General features: G+C 38.4%; 16 protein-coding genes. All 16 read left to right on the top strand.

Going from position 1 to position 13,728, the window contains the following annotated elements; translation table 11 throughout:
- The first annotated feature begins 805 nt into the window (after positions 1–805).
- The 16 genes from AS180_RS00180 to AS180_RS00110 all read left to right on the top strand — a co-directional run bounded on the left by AS180_RS00180 (position 806) and on the right by AS180_RS00110 (position 13,725).
- Positions 806–1,099, top strand: coding sequence for an HNH endonuclease (locus AS180_RS00180; RefSeq protein ID WP_025907114.1), 294 nt, complete (start codon positions 806–808; stop codon positions 1,097–1,099).
- Between the two features lie 123 nt (positions 1,100–1,222).
- On the top strand, positions 1,223–1,585 hold the full coding sequence (locus tag AS180_RS00175) for a hypothetical protein (protein ID WP_025907113.1): 363 nt from the start codon (positions 1,223–1,225) through the stop codon (positions 1,583–1,585).
- A complete protein-coding gene (locus AS180_RS00170; RefSeq protein ID WP_062686170.1) occupies positions 1,582–3,273 on the top strand; it encodes a terminase large subunit in 1,692 nt (563 codons plus the stop codon). Before AS180_RS00175 ends, AS180_RS00170 begins: the two co-directional genes overlap by 4 nt.
- 17 nt (positions 3,274–3,290) lie before the next feature.
- Positions 3,291–4,496: a phage portal protein gene (locus AS180_RS00165; protein ID WP_025907110.1), complete on the top strand. Its 1,206-nt coding sequence runs from the start codon at positions 3,291–3,293 to the stop codon at positions 4,494–4,496.
- Positions 4,474–5,058 (top strand): HK97 family phage prohead protease, encoded by a 585-nt coding sequence (locus AS180_RS00160; RefSeq protein ID WP_025907109.1) that lies wholly within the window; start codon positions 4,474–4,476, stop codon positions 5,056–5,058. The genes AS180_RS00165 and AS180_RS00160 overlap by 23 nt, the downstream gene beginning before the upstream one ends.
- A gap of 46 nt (positions 5,059–5,104) precedes the next feature.
- Positions 5,105–6,310, top strand: a complete 1,206-nt coding sequence (locus AS180_RS00155; protein ID WP_062686280.1) for a phage major capsid protein — start codon at positions 5,105–5,107, stop codon at positions 6,308–6,310.
- Positions 6,311–6,326: 16 nt separating this feature from the next.
- Complete coding sequence (locus AS180_RS00150; protein ID WP_062686167.1) at positions 6,327–6,575, top strand: hypothetical protein; 249 nt, start codon at positions 6,327–6,329, stop codon at positions 6,573–6,575.
- Positions 6,575–6,853 carry a head-tail connector protein gene (locus AS180_RS00145; RefSeq protein ID WP_025907106.1) on the top strand — a complete coding sequence of 93 codons (279 nt, stop codon included), beginning with the start codon at positions 6,575–6,577 and terminating at the stop codon, positions 6,851–6,853. The genes AS180_RS00150 and AS180_RS00145 overlap by 1 nt, the downstream gene beginning before the upstream one ends.
- Positions 6,840–7,148 carry a phage head closure protein gene (locus AS180_RS00140; RefSeq protein ID WP_062686164.1) on the top strand — a complete coding sequence of 103 codons (309 nt, stop codon included), beginning with the start codon at positions 6,840–6,842 and terminating at the stop codon, positions 7,146–7,148. The genes AS180_RS00145 and AS180_RS00140 overlap by 14 nt, the downstream gene beginning before the upstream one ends.
- Entirely contained in the window at positions 7,145–7,507 is a 363-nt protein-coding gene (locus AS180_RS00135) for an HK97-gp10 family putative phage morphogenesis protein (RefSeq protein ID WP_062686162.1), read from the top strand. Before AS180_RS00140 ends, AS180_RS00135 begins: the two co-directional genes overlap by 4 nt.
- Complete coding sequence (gene gp17, locus AS180_RS00130) at positions 7,504–7,842, top strand: tail completion protein gp17 (protein WP_025907100.1); 339 nt, start codon at positions 7,504–7,506, stop codon at positions 7,840–7,842. Before AS180_RS00135 ends, gp17 begins: the two co-directional genes overlap by 4 nt.
- Positions 7,843–7,854: 12 nt before the next feature.
- Positions 7,855–8,439, top strand: a complete 585-nt coding sequence (locus AS180_RS00125; protein ID WP_062686160.1) for a major tail protein — start codon at positions 7,855–7,857, stop codon at positions 8,437–8,439.
- Between the two features lie 49 nt (positions 8,440–8,488).
- Positions 8,489–8,857, top strand: a complete 369-nt coding sequence (gene gpG, locus AS180_RS00120) for a phage tail assembly chaperone G (protein WP_025907096.1) — start codon at positions 8,489–8,491, stop codon at positions 8,855–8,857.
- Positions 8,858–8,876: 19 nt separating this feature from the next.
- The gene (locus AS180_RS23770; protein ID WP_258954097.1) at positions 8,877–8,999 is read left to right on the top strand and encodes a hypothetical protein; all 123 of its coding nucleotides are present in this window, start codon (positions 8,877–8,879) and stop codon (positions 8,997–8,999) included.
- Between the two features lie 14 nt (positions 9,000–9,013).
- Positions 9,014–12,907 (top strand): phage tail tape measure protein, encoded by a 3,894-nt coding sequence (locus AS180_RS00115; protein WP_062686158.1) that lies wholly within the window; start codon positions 9,014–9,016, stop codon positions 12,905–12,907.
- The gene (locus AS180_RS00110; protein WP_062686156.1) at positions 12,907–13,725 is read left to right on the top strand and encodes a phage tail family protein; all 819 of its coding nucleotides are present in this window, start codon (positions 12,907–12,909) and stop codon (positions 13,723–13,725) included. The genes AS180_RS00115 and AS180_RS00110 overlap by 1 nt, the downstream gene beginning before the upstream one ends.
- Positions 13,726–13,728 lie beyond the last annotated feature (3 nt).

The following is a 13,728-nucleotide window of genomic DNA, read 5'->3' as shown; positions in this document are numbered from 1 at the left end:
GTGTTGCTTATAACTGCATCAAAAATAAGTGTAGCGTGCACTCAAAAAGGGATATGCGATAAACCTTGTAGTGACAGTGGTTAGAGCGATTAGGCGAGTGCAACAGAATATAAGATATGGTGAAGTCATTCCAGTATCATTGGTTTTATAAGTAAATTAATAACATGTGAAATAACATGTTATGAATAAGTGGCAGAATAGTGGCAGAAAGACGGCAGAACATTGCTGTATAACTCATGTAATATGGTAAGTAACAAAGATAGCGGTATTTAAGATGCTTGCTGATCTTGCTGCTCCTTGACAATTGAATAGTAGGTTATTGGCCACTTGTTAGCTTAAGTGGCTATTTGTAAACAGGATAGACGTTGGTCTGTGTTGTTTAGAGATAATTAAGGTTTGTTATAAATAAATTAATATTATTGTTAGTAACTGTACGTAAGTGCATAAATAATGAGATTGTAATGCATCTGCGATGTAATCTTAATTAAAGTTGATATAAGTAGGTTTAATACAAAAAAGACATTGTCCGTTAATGAACAATGTCTTTTTTTATTGGATGTGAAAAATGTGTTTTAGTTAATTTATTTACTATTTAGTGTAGAGATGATTAACAATCATCTCTACTGTTCCTCATTGCTTATTATCCTTTGGGATAACAACAATTAGTAGCGGAACAGTTACTAATTTAATATGAAGTGTTAAATAAATAACTAATAACACATTTTCACCTCCTTATCACGTAGGAGTTTATAGATTATATGCTTTCTATAACTATTTATACACCCAATAAGGAAGGAAGATAACAATGAAACCATTCGCTAAGAAGTTCTACAAGTCATCAGCCTGGTTGAAGTGCAGAGCTGCATATATAAAGATGCGTCACGGTTTGTGTGAGAGGTGCAGCGGTCCAGGTAAGATTGTTCATCATAAAGAATACTTAACACCAGATAATATTGATGATCCTAACATAACGTTAAACTTTAATAAATTAGAATATCTTTGCCAAGATTGCCACAACAAAGAGCATCATGAAAAGCATGGTGTGACCGTGCAGGGCGTGATATTTGACGAAAGTGGTATGCCTGTACAGAAGACATAAAAGAAGTGCATCGTGCCTTATGGTATCCCCCCTATCAAAAAGCCAAAAGTCAGTCGGCAAAGGACCGAAGGGGGACCTTCGAAAAATACACAGGGCATTTTACATGAGGGGGGGTATAAATTTATGGCGAAATTGGCGAAGAAAAAGCAGGATGAATTAATTAATCAAGAGGTCGAGCGATTAAGTCATATTTTCAAGGATTTATCGGAAGAAAAAAAGAAAGCAGCACAACGCTTAATTGAACGAGTTGCTTTTATGACCATCACCCTTCAAATACTAGAAGACTCCATTAAAACAAAAGGTCCCACCTACAATTTCAAACAAGGTTCTCAGCAAATGATTGTTGAAAACCCAGCGCAAAAATCTTATAACGCTATGATCAATCGATATACGACTGCTTATGAAAAGCTGTTTAACTTATTGCCTAAAGAGACAAACAGTCCACCTGTAGATGATGGTTTTGAGACCTTCGTGAACAACAGATGATTAGATATCCTCTTGCATATAATCCAATTTTAGAATATTGGGCTAAGATTGAGAGTGGCGATATTACTGTAGGTGATAAAGTAAGACGAATTTATAAGAAGTTGGCTGCGGATGTGTATGATGAACAATCTGTATATGAATATAGCGCTAAAAGAGCCAATCATGCGATTGAATTTATTGAGAACTTTTGTAAGCATTCAAAAGGTAAATGGGCAGGGAAACCAATCGTTTTAGAGCTTTGGCAAAAAGCATTCTTAGCGGCGACATTTGGCTTTATTCATAAAATAGATGGTACAAGGAAATATCGTGAAATTCTGCTTATTGTGGCGCGTAAAAATGGGAAGTCCACAATCTCATCAGGTATCTGTTTGTATTTAATGATAGCGGATGGAGAAGGCGGTGCTGAAGTTTATGCTGTAGCAACAAAAGAGCAGCAAGCTAAGATTGTATGGTTAGAGTCAAAAAGAATGGTGAAAAAATCGCCTACTCTTTCCAAACGAGTTAAAGCGTTAGTGAAAGAGCTTAATGCTGACTTTAATGATAGTGTGTTTAAACCTGTGGGAAGTGATAGCGATACCCTAGATGGACTGAATGTACATGGTGCTTCACTCGATGAAATCCATGCTTGGAAAGACAAAAACTTATATGATGTTATTGTGGATGGTACTTCGTCTCGTGAACAGCCTCTTATTGTTATGATTACAACTGCTGGAACGGTTCGTGAATCTGTTTATGATATGAAATATGATGAAGCGGTTATGCTGTTGAATGGCTTAGATGATGATAGTCCAGAAGCATACAAAGACGACCGTTTTCTCCCCATTATTTATGAACTGGATAAGCGAGAAGAGTGGACAGACCCAGCAAGTTGGCCAAAAGCCAATCCTGGGTTAGGTACTATCAAAAAAATAGATCAGCTTGAAACTAAAGTAAACAAAGCAAAAGCCAATCACTTGTTAGTTAAAAACTTGCTTACAAAAGATTTCAATATTCGCGAAACATCAAATGAAGCATGGTTAACATTCGAACAATTAAATAATAGTGCTACATTCGATTTAACGGAGTTAAAACCTTCATACGGTATCGGTGGTTGTGATTTATCTAAGACAACAGACCTTACAGCAGCGAAGGTTATTTTTATGCTTCCAGATGATCCAAAAGTGTATGTCTTGCAGATGTATTGGTTGCCAGAAGACTTGTTAGAAAAGCGAACGAACGAAGACAAAATTCCATATAATCTATGGCACGATGCAGGCTTATTGCGTACGACTCCTGGAAACAGCGTTCACCCTAAGTTTGTAACGGAATGGTTTTTAGAAGTTCGTGACGAATGGGGAGTATACTTGCCTTGGATTGGCTATGATGCTTGGTCAGCTGATTACTGGGTAGAAGAAATGCAGAGTTATTTTGGGAAAGAAGCGATGATACCTGTGTATCAAGGTAAAAAGACTTTATCAGGGCCTATGTATTTATTAGGTGCCGATTTAGAAGCGAATAAAGTTATTTATAATAATAACCCGATTGATAAATGGTGCCTGTCGAATACCGCGATTGAAATGGATAAAAATTTAAATATTCAGCCTCATAAAACGGAGAATCAGCGTCGAAGAATTGATGGCACGGCAGCGTTGTTAAATGCTTATGTGATTTTACAAGAAAAAAAGAATGAATATATAAATATGATTTAGTGGAAGGTGGTGAATTAATGGGTTTATTTGAAAAAATGTTTAACAAAACGAAGCAGCCTACCACTACTAAACATTTTGAATTTGTGAGCGATAACGGGGGAGGTTTTTATTCCTGGGATGGAAAGTTGTTTCAAAGCGATATTGTACGCTCATGTATTCGGCCAAAAGCAAAGGCGGTAGGTAAGCTTATTGCTAAACATATACGAGATAATGCGAATGAATTTAAAATTAATCCGGATCCATACCTTCGTTTTATTTTAGAAGAACCTAATCCTTTAATGACGGGGCAAATGATGCAAGAGAAATTGGTCAATCAGCTAGAGCTAAATCATAATGCCTTTGCCTTTATAAAGCGTGATGAAATGGGATTTGCTACTGAAATTTATCCAATTCCTTGTGTTTCAGTTGATGTGGTAGAAGGTTCGCTTGGAGATATCTTTCTGACCTTTTATTTTAAGAATGGAAAGAGGATGACCGTGCCGTATAGCGATGTCATTCATTTACGAAAGGATTTTCATGAAGATGATTTTTTCGGTGAGCATCCGGGTAAAGCTTTATCTCAACTTATGCAGGTTGTGACGACTACAGATCAAGGAATTGTAAAAGCCATTCAAAACAGTGCTGTGATTAAGTGGATTATGAAGTTTAAATCCGTTTTGAAGCCAGAAGATATTAAGCTACAAGTAAAGACTTTCATTAGTGATTATTTATCTATTGATAGTAACAGCGGTGGAGCTGCAGCAACGGATCCACGTTACGACTTAGAACAGGTAAAGCCAGAAGCATTTGTGCCGGATTCAAAGCAAATGCAAGAAACCATTCAGCGTATTTACAGCTTTTTTAACACAAACGAAAACATTATTCAGAGTAAATATAACGAAGATGAATGGAACTCTTATTACGAATCAGAAATTGAGCCCTTAGCGATGCAGCTTGCTGGAGAATTTACCAGGAAGCTTTTTACGCGTCGTGAGCGAGGATTTGGAAATAAAATCATTTTTGAGGCTGCAAGTCTACAATATGCTTCTATGTCTACAAAAATGAACCTTGTACAAATGGTTGATAGGGGAGCTCTTACGCCAAATGAATGGCGATCTATTTTATCACTTGGACCGATTGAAGGTGGAGATAAGCCAGTTCGTCGACTTGATACTGCGCAGATTAAGGATGGCAATGTCATCGATGAAGGAGGTGATGGAGATGAACAAGACGGAGAAACGTAATATCAATGCTTCATCTATTGAAATTAGGGAAGATGAATCAGATTCAAAGATTATCACTGGTTATGCAGTTAAGTGGGAAATGAAATCCCATCCAATGGGCTATTTTAGAAGGTTCAAAGAGCAGTTCAGAAAAGGAGCTTTTGCGGATTCATTAACAGCCGACGATCAGTTAGCACTTTGGAGTCATGATACGTCACGAGTACTAGGGCGTACAAAAAACGGCACACTGCGGTTATTTGAAGATGATATTGGTCTTCGGTTTGAATTAGATTTGCCGAATACTACTCTTGGTAATGACACGTTAGAAACCATTCGTCGCGGTGATGTTGAAGGTGTGAGCTTTGGCTTTCAAATGCGAAAAGAGGAGTGGGATGAAACAGACCGAGATAACATTATTCGTACCATCACAACAGCGAAATTGATTGAAATTAGCCCTGTAGCATTTCCGGCTTATCCAGATAGCCAAGTATCGGCAAGAAGTAATGATCCATATCAGTCATTTATCAAAGAACGTCAACAAAAGTCGCTACGAAAGAAGCTGCTGTTAAAAACTTATTTATAAAAGGAGAATCCCTATGACGAAATTAAAATATGAGTTTAAGCCTTTAATGAAATCATTTGATATTCAATACTTTGCTGTGCGTACACTAGAAGGTATTCAGCAGCGTAGACAAGAAATTCGTTCAATTCTTGAAGGTGACGATGAAAATATCAATTTAGATGAATTAGAGCAAGAATTACGTGAACTAGAAGACGCTGCCACGGCTATTGAGCGACGTCAGCGTTTAATGCAAGAAGCAACATCAATTAACGATGGAACAAGTGCCGAATCACGTACTATTCAAACCTTTAACACATCGACTACAGAAGAACGTGATTTAGGTACAGATTCGATGGAGTATCGAAACGCATTTATGAATTATGTATTGCGTAGTGAAGAGATTCCAGCTGAATTGCGTACTGTAACAAAAACAGGTGACGTTGGATCTGTCATTCCACAAACAGTATTAAACCGTATCATCGAAAAAATTGAAGCGGTAGGAATGATTTTACCACTGGTTACTCGTACAAGCATTAAAGGCGGTGTGACGGTCCCTACATCTGCCGTTAAGCCAGTAGCAACATGGGTAGCTGAAGGAGAGGGAAGTGAAAAACAAAAGAAAACGACAGGCAGTATTACGTTCAATTACCACAAACTGCGCTGTGCTGTAGCTGTATCTCTTGAAGTGGATACTATGGCCCTATCGGTGTTTGAAACAACCTTAGTAAATAACGTTGTGGAAGCAATGACAAAGGCTATTGAGCAAGCCATTATTAATGGTGATGGTATTGGCAAGCCAAAAGGTATTCTTGCTGAAACACCACTGAGCGGTCAGGCATTAGATGTCTCAAAAATCGAATATAAAACTTTAACAGATGCAGAAGCAGCTTTGCCATTGGAGTATGAAAGTAATGCTGTTTGGTGCATGACAAAGAAAACATTTATGAACTTTGCATCAATGGTTGATACAACTGGACAGCCGATTGCACGCGTAACGTACGGAATTTCTGGAAAGCCAGAACGCACACTGTTAGGTCGTAACGTTATTCTTTGTAACTATATTGATAGCTTCGCGACAGCAACAGCTGAAACGCCGTTTGCTTTCTTATACAACTTTAAAGATTACATCTTAAATACAAATTATCAAATGGGCGTAAAAAAATACGAAGATAATGAAACGGATGATTTAGTGACAAAGTCAATTATGATTGTGGATGGAAAAGCAGTTGACATTAATTCGCTTGTCGTACTGAAGAAAGCAGCAACAATCTAAAAAGGAGTGAGGACTGATGAGAGCAATGGTCATTAAAGCATTTACTGATAAAGAAACATTAACATGCTATTCTCCAGGTGAAGTGTATGAAGGAGAAGATGAAGAACGTTTTAATGTATTACAAGAACTTGGCTATATCAAGAAATCGGTAGACGAGTCATTTTTTCCGCGTCATGTTGGTGGTGGTTACTATGAATTGCCAAATGGAGAGAAGATTAAAGGCAAAGATCAAGCAATTAAGTTAATGACAAGCGGTGAAGAGTAATGTTGGATAAAGCGAAACTATCTCTGCGTGTGAGCAATGCTGCTTTTGATGATGAAATAATCGATTTAATTGAGGCTGCACGCTTAGAATTGATAGAAGCTGGGGTTTCAGGCGAGAAAGCGATGGATGACAGCGATCCATTAATTAAACGAGCTATCATTACGTACGTCAAAGCCAATTTTGGTTTTGATAATCCAGATTACGAAAAGCTTAATGAGTCATTTAAATCATTAAAAATACATTTAAGTCAGTCGAGTGATTATCATGCTATATCGTGATGTGCTTTTTCTAATCACTCCGGGTGAAGAGCAACAAAATGAGGATGGCTATCCAATACCGGGTAGTGATCAACCTGAAAAGAAGCAGGTTTTTGTGAACAAGAAAGATGTAAAAAGCAGCGAGTTTTATTTTGCTGCACAAGCAGGTGAGAAGCTTGAACAAATGTTTGAGCTTTTTTCATTTGACTATAATGGACAACCACAAGTTGAATATCAAGGCAAGATGTATGACGTGTATCGTACGTATGATAAGGGTGAAAAAATTGAATTAGTATGTAAGAGGTATGTGCCATGAGTATGAATACGGTAGGAATGAAGAACCTGATGAATGAATTAAAAAAGCTAGAAACGTTAGGTGATCGTATTGCTGAAAAGGCGCTGCAAGCTGGTGCTAAGATTCTGCAACGAGAAATTATTAAGCGTACGCCTGAACGAACAGGGAATTTAGCGGAAAATATTATCGTGTCCAAAGTAGTTCAAGGCTATATTGATATTGGGCCAGATTTCAAGAATGCCTTTTACGCAAGGTTTCTTGAGTATGGAACTTCTACAATGGATGCGCAGCCTTTTATTGAGCCAGCTTTTCTTGCGGTAAAAGATGAAGTTCAAGCTGCAATGGCTCAGGTTATTCGCCAGGAGCTTAGTAAATTATGAGTATGAACAAACTCATTATGAGTACATTGCAACCTTTAAACTATCCTGTTTATCCTATTCATTACCCTGGCGATTTAGATACGTATGTTACATTTTTTCAATACAACGAAGGCTCAGCTCTACATGCAGATGACAAAGAGCAGTTAACGCAATATTTTTATCAAGTTGACGTATGGACGAAAAATCCAACTGTGTATACATCGTTAGTAAACCAGGTGAAAGAAGCGTTGGTATCTGCAGGTTTTACCCGAAGAAGTGCCATTGATTTATATGAAAAAGAAACGCAGGTCTATCACAAGGCTATGCGTTTTTCTTTTGTCCAAAAAAGTATGTAGGAGGAATAGTACATGACAGAAGTTCAAGCGTCTGTTGGTTTGAAAGATTTAGTATACGCAGTATTAGTAAGTGATGATAAAACAGGTGTTGCCTATGATGTTGTAAAACCAGCTGCCCCTGCTATCTCAGCAAATATTAACCGAGGTTCCTCGGCTACGCCAATTTATGCGGATGACCGAGTGGTTGCGGTAACAACAAGCACAGGCGTCACAACAATTGAAATCGGTATTACACACCTACCTAAACAAGTACAAGCTGAATGGCTAGGTCATGAAATTATAAATGGTATTTTAGTTCGTAAAAAGACGGACAAAGCGCCTTACTTAGCATTAGGCTTTCGCTCGGAAACGTCAGATGGAAGCTATAAATATGTATGGCTGTATAAAGGCAAGTTTCAAGCCCCAAGTATGGAACATGGTACGAAAGGTGAATCACCTGAACCAAAAACACCAACCATTTCTGGGACGTTTATTGAGCGGAATTATGACGAAGCGTCGGATATTGATGTGCATGATACGGACACTGACATTCCAGAAGGGGTAATTGCAAAATGGTTTACTGAAGTAATTGATCCAACTGAATTAACAACACCTTAATGAAAGGCGAGCTTTTGCTCGTCTTTTTAATTGAAAAGGAGAGGGAAATATGAATTTAACATTAATGATGAGCGGCAAGCCTATTAAATTCGGCAAACCATTCATTTCTGGTCGCATCTACCGTGAGTTTTTAGCGCTAAAAGAACGAGGAGTGGATTTTAATAGCCCAACACCTGATGAGCTAGATGAAGTGGTACAAATGATTTGTGAGTCGTATAGCAATCAATTTACAATCGATGATTTTTACAACGGATTAGCCATTGATATTGATTCGGAAGATAACTTTTTCATCAAGATTGCGGAGTTTATTATGCTTGCTCAAGGTTTACGTCCTGTAAATCCATATGAAAAAGATGACCAATCAGAAAGTGGGGAGACAGAGCCTCCCACACCCTCAGACACTGTACAAGAATCTTAAGAAAATGTACAGAGATCTAATGAAGCAAGGATATAAGCTTCATGAATTAGATGCAATGGACATTCATTTCTTTTTTGAACTGTACATGGAACAAGCTGAAACAAAACAATCAAAGCAAGTCTACATTGATCAAATCTGGTAACTGGAGGTGAAAATATGGTAATGGGAGCCGGTGAAGTAGGACGTTTGAAAGTTAATTTAGCTTTGGATAGCGGCGATTTTACAAAGAATATGGCAGCTACTAATCGTAGTTTAAAACTCCTCGATGCTGATTTGAAAGCTGCTGAATCTGGTCTTGGAAACTTTGAAAATGGTTTAGATCAGTTAAAAACAAAATCAGCAAATCTTACTCAACAATTTCAAATCCAACAAACGCGTGTACAAGAGTTAAATCGTCGATATGAAGAGTTAGTTCGTACGAAAGGTGAAAACTCAAAAGAAGCTCAAAATATGCTTATACGTCAGCGGAAAGCCGTTGAACAAATGCGTAAAGTAGAGAAAGCTTTAAAAGGTGTTAATGACAAGATTGAAGACGAATCGAATCAGCTGAACATCTTAAAAAAGCGAGCAGATGAAGCTGCTCAGCAAATGGATGAGCTAGGTCAAAAAGCAGGTGCTGCAGGAAGTGCTTTTACGCCAGTAGTAGCAGGGATAGGTGCAGCGCTTTTAAAAATAGCGAATGACGTTGATTCTTCTCAGGCTCGCATCCAAGCTCAGTTAGGTGTGACGGGCAAAGAGGCTGAAAAGCTAACAAAAGAAGCTAGGGACATCTGGAGCGACGGATTCGGCGAAAGCATGGAAGATGTCACTCGTGGTCTCGTACAAGTTAAACACAATATTAAAGGACTAAATGACGGTGAATTAAAAAAAGTAACAAAAGACGCATTAGTATTAGCGGATGTATTTGAAGCGGATGTGAATGAAGTAACTAGAGCTGGGGGAAACGTCATGAAAGGTTTTGGCGTTGACTCCAAGAAGGCTTTTGATTTAATGGCATATGGTGCTCAGAATGGACTCAATTTTTCAAATGAAATGTTTGATAACTTGAGTGAATATGCACCTTTGTTTGCGAAGATGGGTTTTTCAGCTGATGAGTATTTTCAATTGCTTATAAACGGTAGTGAAGCTGGTGTTTATAACTTAGATTACATCAACGATGCGATGAAAGAAATGCAAATTCGTTTAAAAGACGGCTCTAAAACGACGTCTGAAGCGATGGGGCAGTTGTCTAGTAGCACTCAACAGGTGTGGAAGGATTATCTAGTAGGTAAATCAACCGTTAAAGATGTCTCAAACGCGGTTTTATCAGAGCTAAAGGGTATGGATGACCAAACTTTAGCCAATCAAATTGGTGTCGATTTGTATGGAACCAAGTGGGAAGATCTTGAATCTGATGCGATGTACGCCCTTGGTGGAATTGACGGTAAGTTAAAAGGCGTCGATGGATCTATGCAGAAAACATCTAAAGCAATCGAAGAATCATTTGGTGTGCGTGTAAAAGCTGCATGGCGTGAGTCACAAGAAGCCTTGGAACCGTTAGGAGAAATCCTATTAGAAATGGCGGAGCGTCATTTGCCTAAAATCGAAAAGGCTGTAGAATCTGTTGCTACTAGATTTGATAACATGTCCCCTGTTGCTCAAGATGCAACGTTAGCAATTGGAGGGTTATTATTTGTCGGTGGCCCACTTGTAAAAACCTTTGGGTGGCTTGCATCTGGTGCGAGTAAAGTTGTCCCATGGATTGCTCGATTAGGTGGAGGTGCTGCGATTGCTGGTGGTGCAATGACAGGAGCGGCAGGCGGTGCTGGTGTACTCGCTACAGCAGCATCCGTTTTGACAGGACCAATTGGTATAGCAATTGCATCTGTAGTTGCGCTTGGAACAGCTGCTGTTGTATTAGATAAAGAGTTAGACAAGCCTGTAATCAAGTCAAAAATATTTGGTGATGAAGTATCCAAGAGTACTCAAAAGGCTGTAGGAGCTTATTTGAAAATGGATGAAGATGCTTCGATGGCTCTTACTAATATGTTTGCTACGCAGGAAGTGATCACAGATGAGAATTTAAACAGCTTAGTTGGTAAGTATGACAAGATGGGGAATAGCATACTAGCTTCCATGGATAAAAATCATGCGAAACAATTGGAGAAAACACAAAATTTGTTTGCTAATACATCAGCCTTAACAGCGGAAGAAGAAGCAAATGTACTAAAAAAAATGAATGATAATCATGCGAATAAGCAATTAAAAGTGCAAGAATATGAAGCAAAAATCCAAGAAATTATGAATACAGCCAAAGAACAAAAACGTGCATTAACTGAATCTGAAAAGATTACAATTAACGGGATTCAAGAACAAATGCGTACAATGGCTGTTCAAACAATGAGTAAAAGTGCGGAAGAACAAAAGTTCATTCTTTCTAACTTAAAAGAACAGTCAGGTGTAATCACGGCAGAGCAAGCGGCAAAAGTTGTGCAAAATTCCATCAAACAACGTGATAAATCAGTAGCAGAAGCAGAAAAACAGTATAAAGATACGGTTATGCAAATTACGTATATGCGTGATGTGACCGGCGAGCTAACGACTGAGCAAGCCAATCGTTTAATAAAAGAAGCTGAAAGGTCTCGTGATAACGCAGTCAGCACAGCAGAAGATATGCATAAAAAAGTTGTGAAAGAAGCGCAAGGACAAGCCGAAGAGCACGTTGACAAAATTAATTGGGAAACAGGTGAAGTTAATTCTGGTTGGGATATGATGTGGAATAAAGTTGATAGTATTTGGACGAGCATTAAAGGCATCTTTGGTATTAAAGAAGAAAAGAAAAAGTCTAAATCAAAATCATCTAGTGCGCCACGTGTTCAAAAGGGTGTTGTACGAGGTGCTTATGCAAAAGGAACACCCTCTAGTGGACATCCTGGTGGTTTAGCCATTGTATCCGAAAAAGGTCGTGAACTTATTCATGAGCCTGGCATCGGAACTTATTTATCAGGTTCTAATGGAGCTGAAATGCGTTATTTACGTAAAGGAGCTAGCGTACTTCCCAATCATCACACTGAAAAGTTACTAAAAAACTATGGCTTTCCTGGCTATGAAAACGGTGTAGGTGATTATTTTGAAGCCATAATGAAAGGTCCGAGTGCACTTTGGGATGCCGTTACCTCCAAAGTATCCGATTTTAAGGATAGTTTAATTCCTGCTTGGTTTCGGAAAGCATCCGGTAGTCCAACAAAAGCGATTAAAGATATGGCATTAGATAAGATTCAAAGCCTCATTGATAACTTTAGTTTTGGTGGTTTTGGCTTAGGGCAAGAGTATGCTGGTCAAGGTGCAGCAATGGCTCGTGCAGCTATCACTCAAGCATTAAAGATATTGAATAAGCCGATGTCCTTATTAGGTCCATTAATGACAATTGCTAAAAAAGAATCTGGTTTTAATCCGAATGCGATTAATAACTGGGACATTAACGCCAAACGTGGAGATCCATCGGTTGGTTTATTCCAAGTGATAGGGTCAACTTTTAAAAGATGGATGATGCCGGGGCATGGAAATCGCCGTAATCCCCTTGATTCAGCTCTAGCAGCTATTCGTTATATGGACGGTCGTTACGGCGGTGTAATGGGACATCCAGGTATTAAATCTATGTCACGCGGTGGCGGCTATAAACCTTACTTTAAAGGCGGTATAGCTAGTCATCCACAAGCTGCTACATTAGCGGAGAATGGTTATCCAGAGTTTATTTTAACGACAGAGCCGGCATATCGTGACCGTAATAAAACATTGTGGACGCAAGCAGGGAAGGCTTTAGGGATGTTTGATGATAGTAACCAAGCTTTAGCTATTTCAAGTCATTCTCACTCTAATAATATTCAGTATTCAGACTTTGGAAATGAAGAAGAATTAGCTTTATTAAAAGAACAAAACGATTTACTACGAATAATAGCTTCTAAGAATTCTAGTTTCACAGCAGAAATTGACGGAAAAGTGTTAGTTGATTTCATTGAAGATGAGCAAGCCATCAATGGAAGTATACGTGCAATCTGGGGGAATAAGTAATGATTAGGATATTTGATAAGGAAATGACAGAAATCAATTTAGTAGATTATCGATTACAAGGGTTGAGCTTTCGTCCTTCAGCATTATCCCCTAACCACTATACAGATTCCGTATCTGGTAAACCAGGTATTAATCGCAACGGATCAGAACACGGTCCAAGAAGATGTGAAGCGGAGTTTTTTATTGAAGCTATTAATTTTTATACTCATTCTTTATTTGTAAGTGAACTGTTTGAATTGTTTGATCCTAGTCGTCTGCTATATATTGTGCAAGAAGAACAATTAGGTAAACGTTGGCCAGTTGTAGTAAGCGCTGAATGGACACCAGAGAGAATTAATCCATCCGTTAGTACGTTTACAGTGCCATTCGAAACATATGAGCTTCCTTATGCAGAGTCTATTAATACTTCGTTAACACCACAAACTTTTGATCAAGATTGGTGGCAGATGGGAATGGGGCTGATAGCAGAAGACACGCCATATACCTTTAATACTTCATCATTTCGTGTATATAATCCCGGGAACGTCACGATTAACCCTTTTTACTGCGATATGGAGATTACTATTCAGGCTGTATGTAGTAATTATATAGAGCTTGTTAATGAAACGACAGGTGATAAATGGAGGTATGATGGGGCGTTAACATCAAGTGATACGGTGAAGTTAGGGTTTAAGGCTAAAAAGAACAATTTGAGTATCTATCGTTCTACTAATAGACAAGTTATCACATTAAAACCTGGTTGGAATGATATTAAAATAAATGGAACTACGAGCATTCAAAACGTTCAGTTTGCTTTCCGTTTCTACTACAAGGGGTGATGA

It is taken from the genome of Priestia veravalensis (assembly GCF_001457055.1).
In the GTDB taxonomy this organism is placed as follows: Bacteria; Bacillota; Bacilli; order Bacillales; family Bacillaceae_H; genus Priestia; species Priestia flexa.
Note: the sequence above shows the minus strand (reverse complement) of the source record. Positions and strands in the feature narration are given on the sequence as shown.

What these genes read in the sequence shown, in the direction of transcription:
- AS180_RS00180 (WP_025907114.1), top strand. Translation starts at nt 806, where the DNA reads ATGAAACCATTCGCTAAGAAGTTCTACAAGTCATCAGCCTGGTTGAAG.
- AS180_RS00175 (WP_025907113.1), top strand. Translation starts at nt 1,223, where the DNA reads ATGGCGAAATTGGCGAAGAAAAAGCAGGATGAATTAATTAATCAAGAG.
- AS180_RS00170 (WP_062686170.1), top strand. Translation starts at nt 1,582, where the DNA reads ATGATTAGATATCCTCTTGCATATAATCCAATTTTAGAATATTGGGCT.
- AS180_RS00165 (WP_025907110.1), top strand. Translation starts at nt 3,291, where the DNA reads ATGGGTTTATTTGAAAAAATGTTTAACAAAACGAAGCAGCCTACCACT.
- AS180_RS00160 (WP_025907109.1), top strand. Translation starts at nt 4,474, where the DNA reads ATGAACAAGACGGAGAAACGTAATATCAATGCTTCATCTATTGAAATT.
- AS180_RS00155 (WP_062686280.1), top strand. Translation starts at nt 5,105, where the DNA reads ATGAAATCATTTGATATTCAATACTTTGCTGTGCGTACACTAGAAGGT.
- AS180_RS00150 (WP_062686167.1), top strand. Translation starts at nt 6,327, where the DNA reads ATGAGAGCAATGGTCATTAAAGCATTTACTGATAAAGAAACATTAACA.
- AS180_RS00145 (WP_025907106.1), top strand. Translation starts at nt 6,575, where the DNA reads ATGTTGGATAAAGCGAAACTATCTCTGCGTGTGAGCAATGCTGCTTTT.
- AS180_RS00140 (WP_062686164.1), top strand. Translation starts at nt 6,840, where the DNA reads ATGCTATATCGTGATGTGCTTTTTCTAATCACTCCGGGTGAAGAGCAA.
- AS180_RS00135 (WP_062686162.1), top strand. Translation starts at nt 7,145, where the DNA reads ATGAGTATGAATACGGTAGGAATGAAGAACCTGATGAATGAATTAAAA.
- gp17 (WP_025907100.1), top strand. Translation starts at nt 7,504, where the DNA reads ATGAGTATGAACAAACTCATTATGAGTACATTGCAACCTTTAAACTAT.
- AS180_RS00125 (WP_062686160.1), top strand. Translation starts at nt 7,855, where the DNA reads ATGACAGAAGTTCAAGCGTCTGTTGGTTTGAAAGATTTAGTATACGCA.
- gpG (WP_025907096.1), top strand. Translation starts at nt 8,489, where the DNA reads ATGAATTTAACATTAATGATGAGCGGCAAGCCTATTAAATTCGGCAAA.
- AS180_RS23770 (WP_258954097.1), top strand. Translation starts at nt 8,877, where the DNA reads ATGAAGCAAGGATATAAGCTTCATGAATTAGATGCAATGGACATTCAT.
- AS180_RS00115 (WP_062686158.1), top strand. Translation starts at nt 9,014, where the DNA reads ATGGTAATGGGAGCCGGTGAAGTAGGACGTTTGAAAGTTAATTTAGCT.
- AS180_RS00110 (WP_062686156.1), top strand. Translation starts at nt 12,907, where the DNA reads ATGATTAGGATATTTGATAAGGAAATGACAGAAATCAATTTAGTAGAT.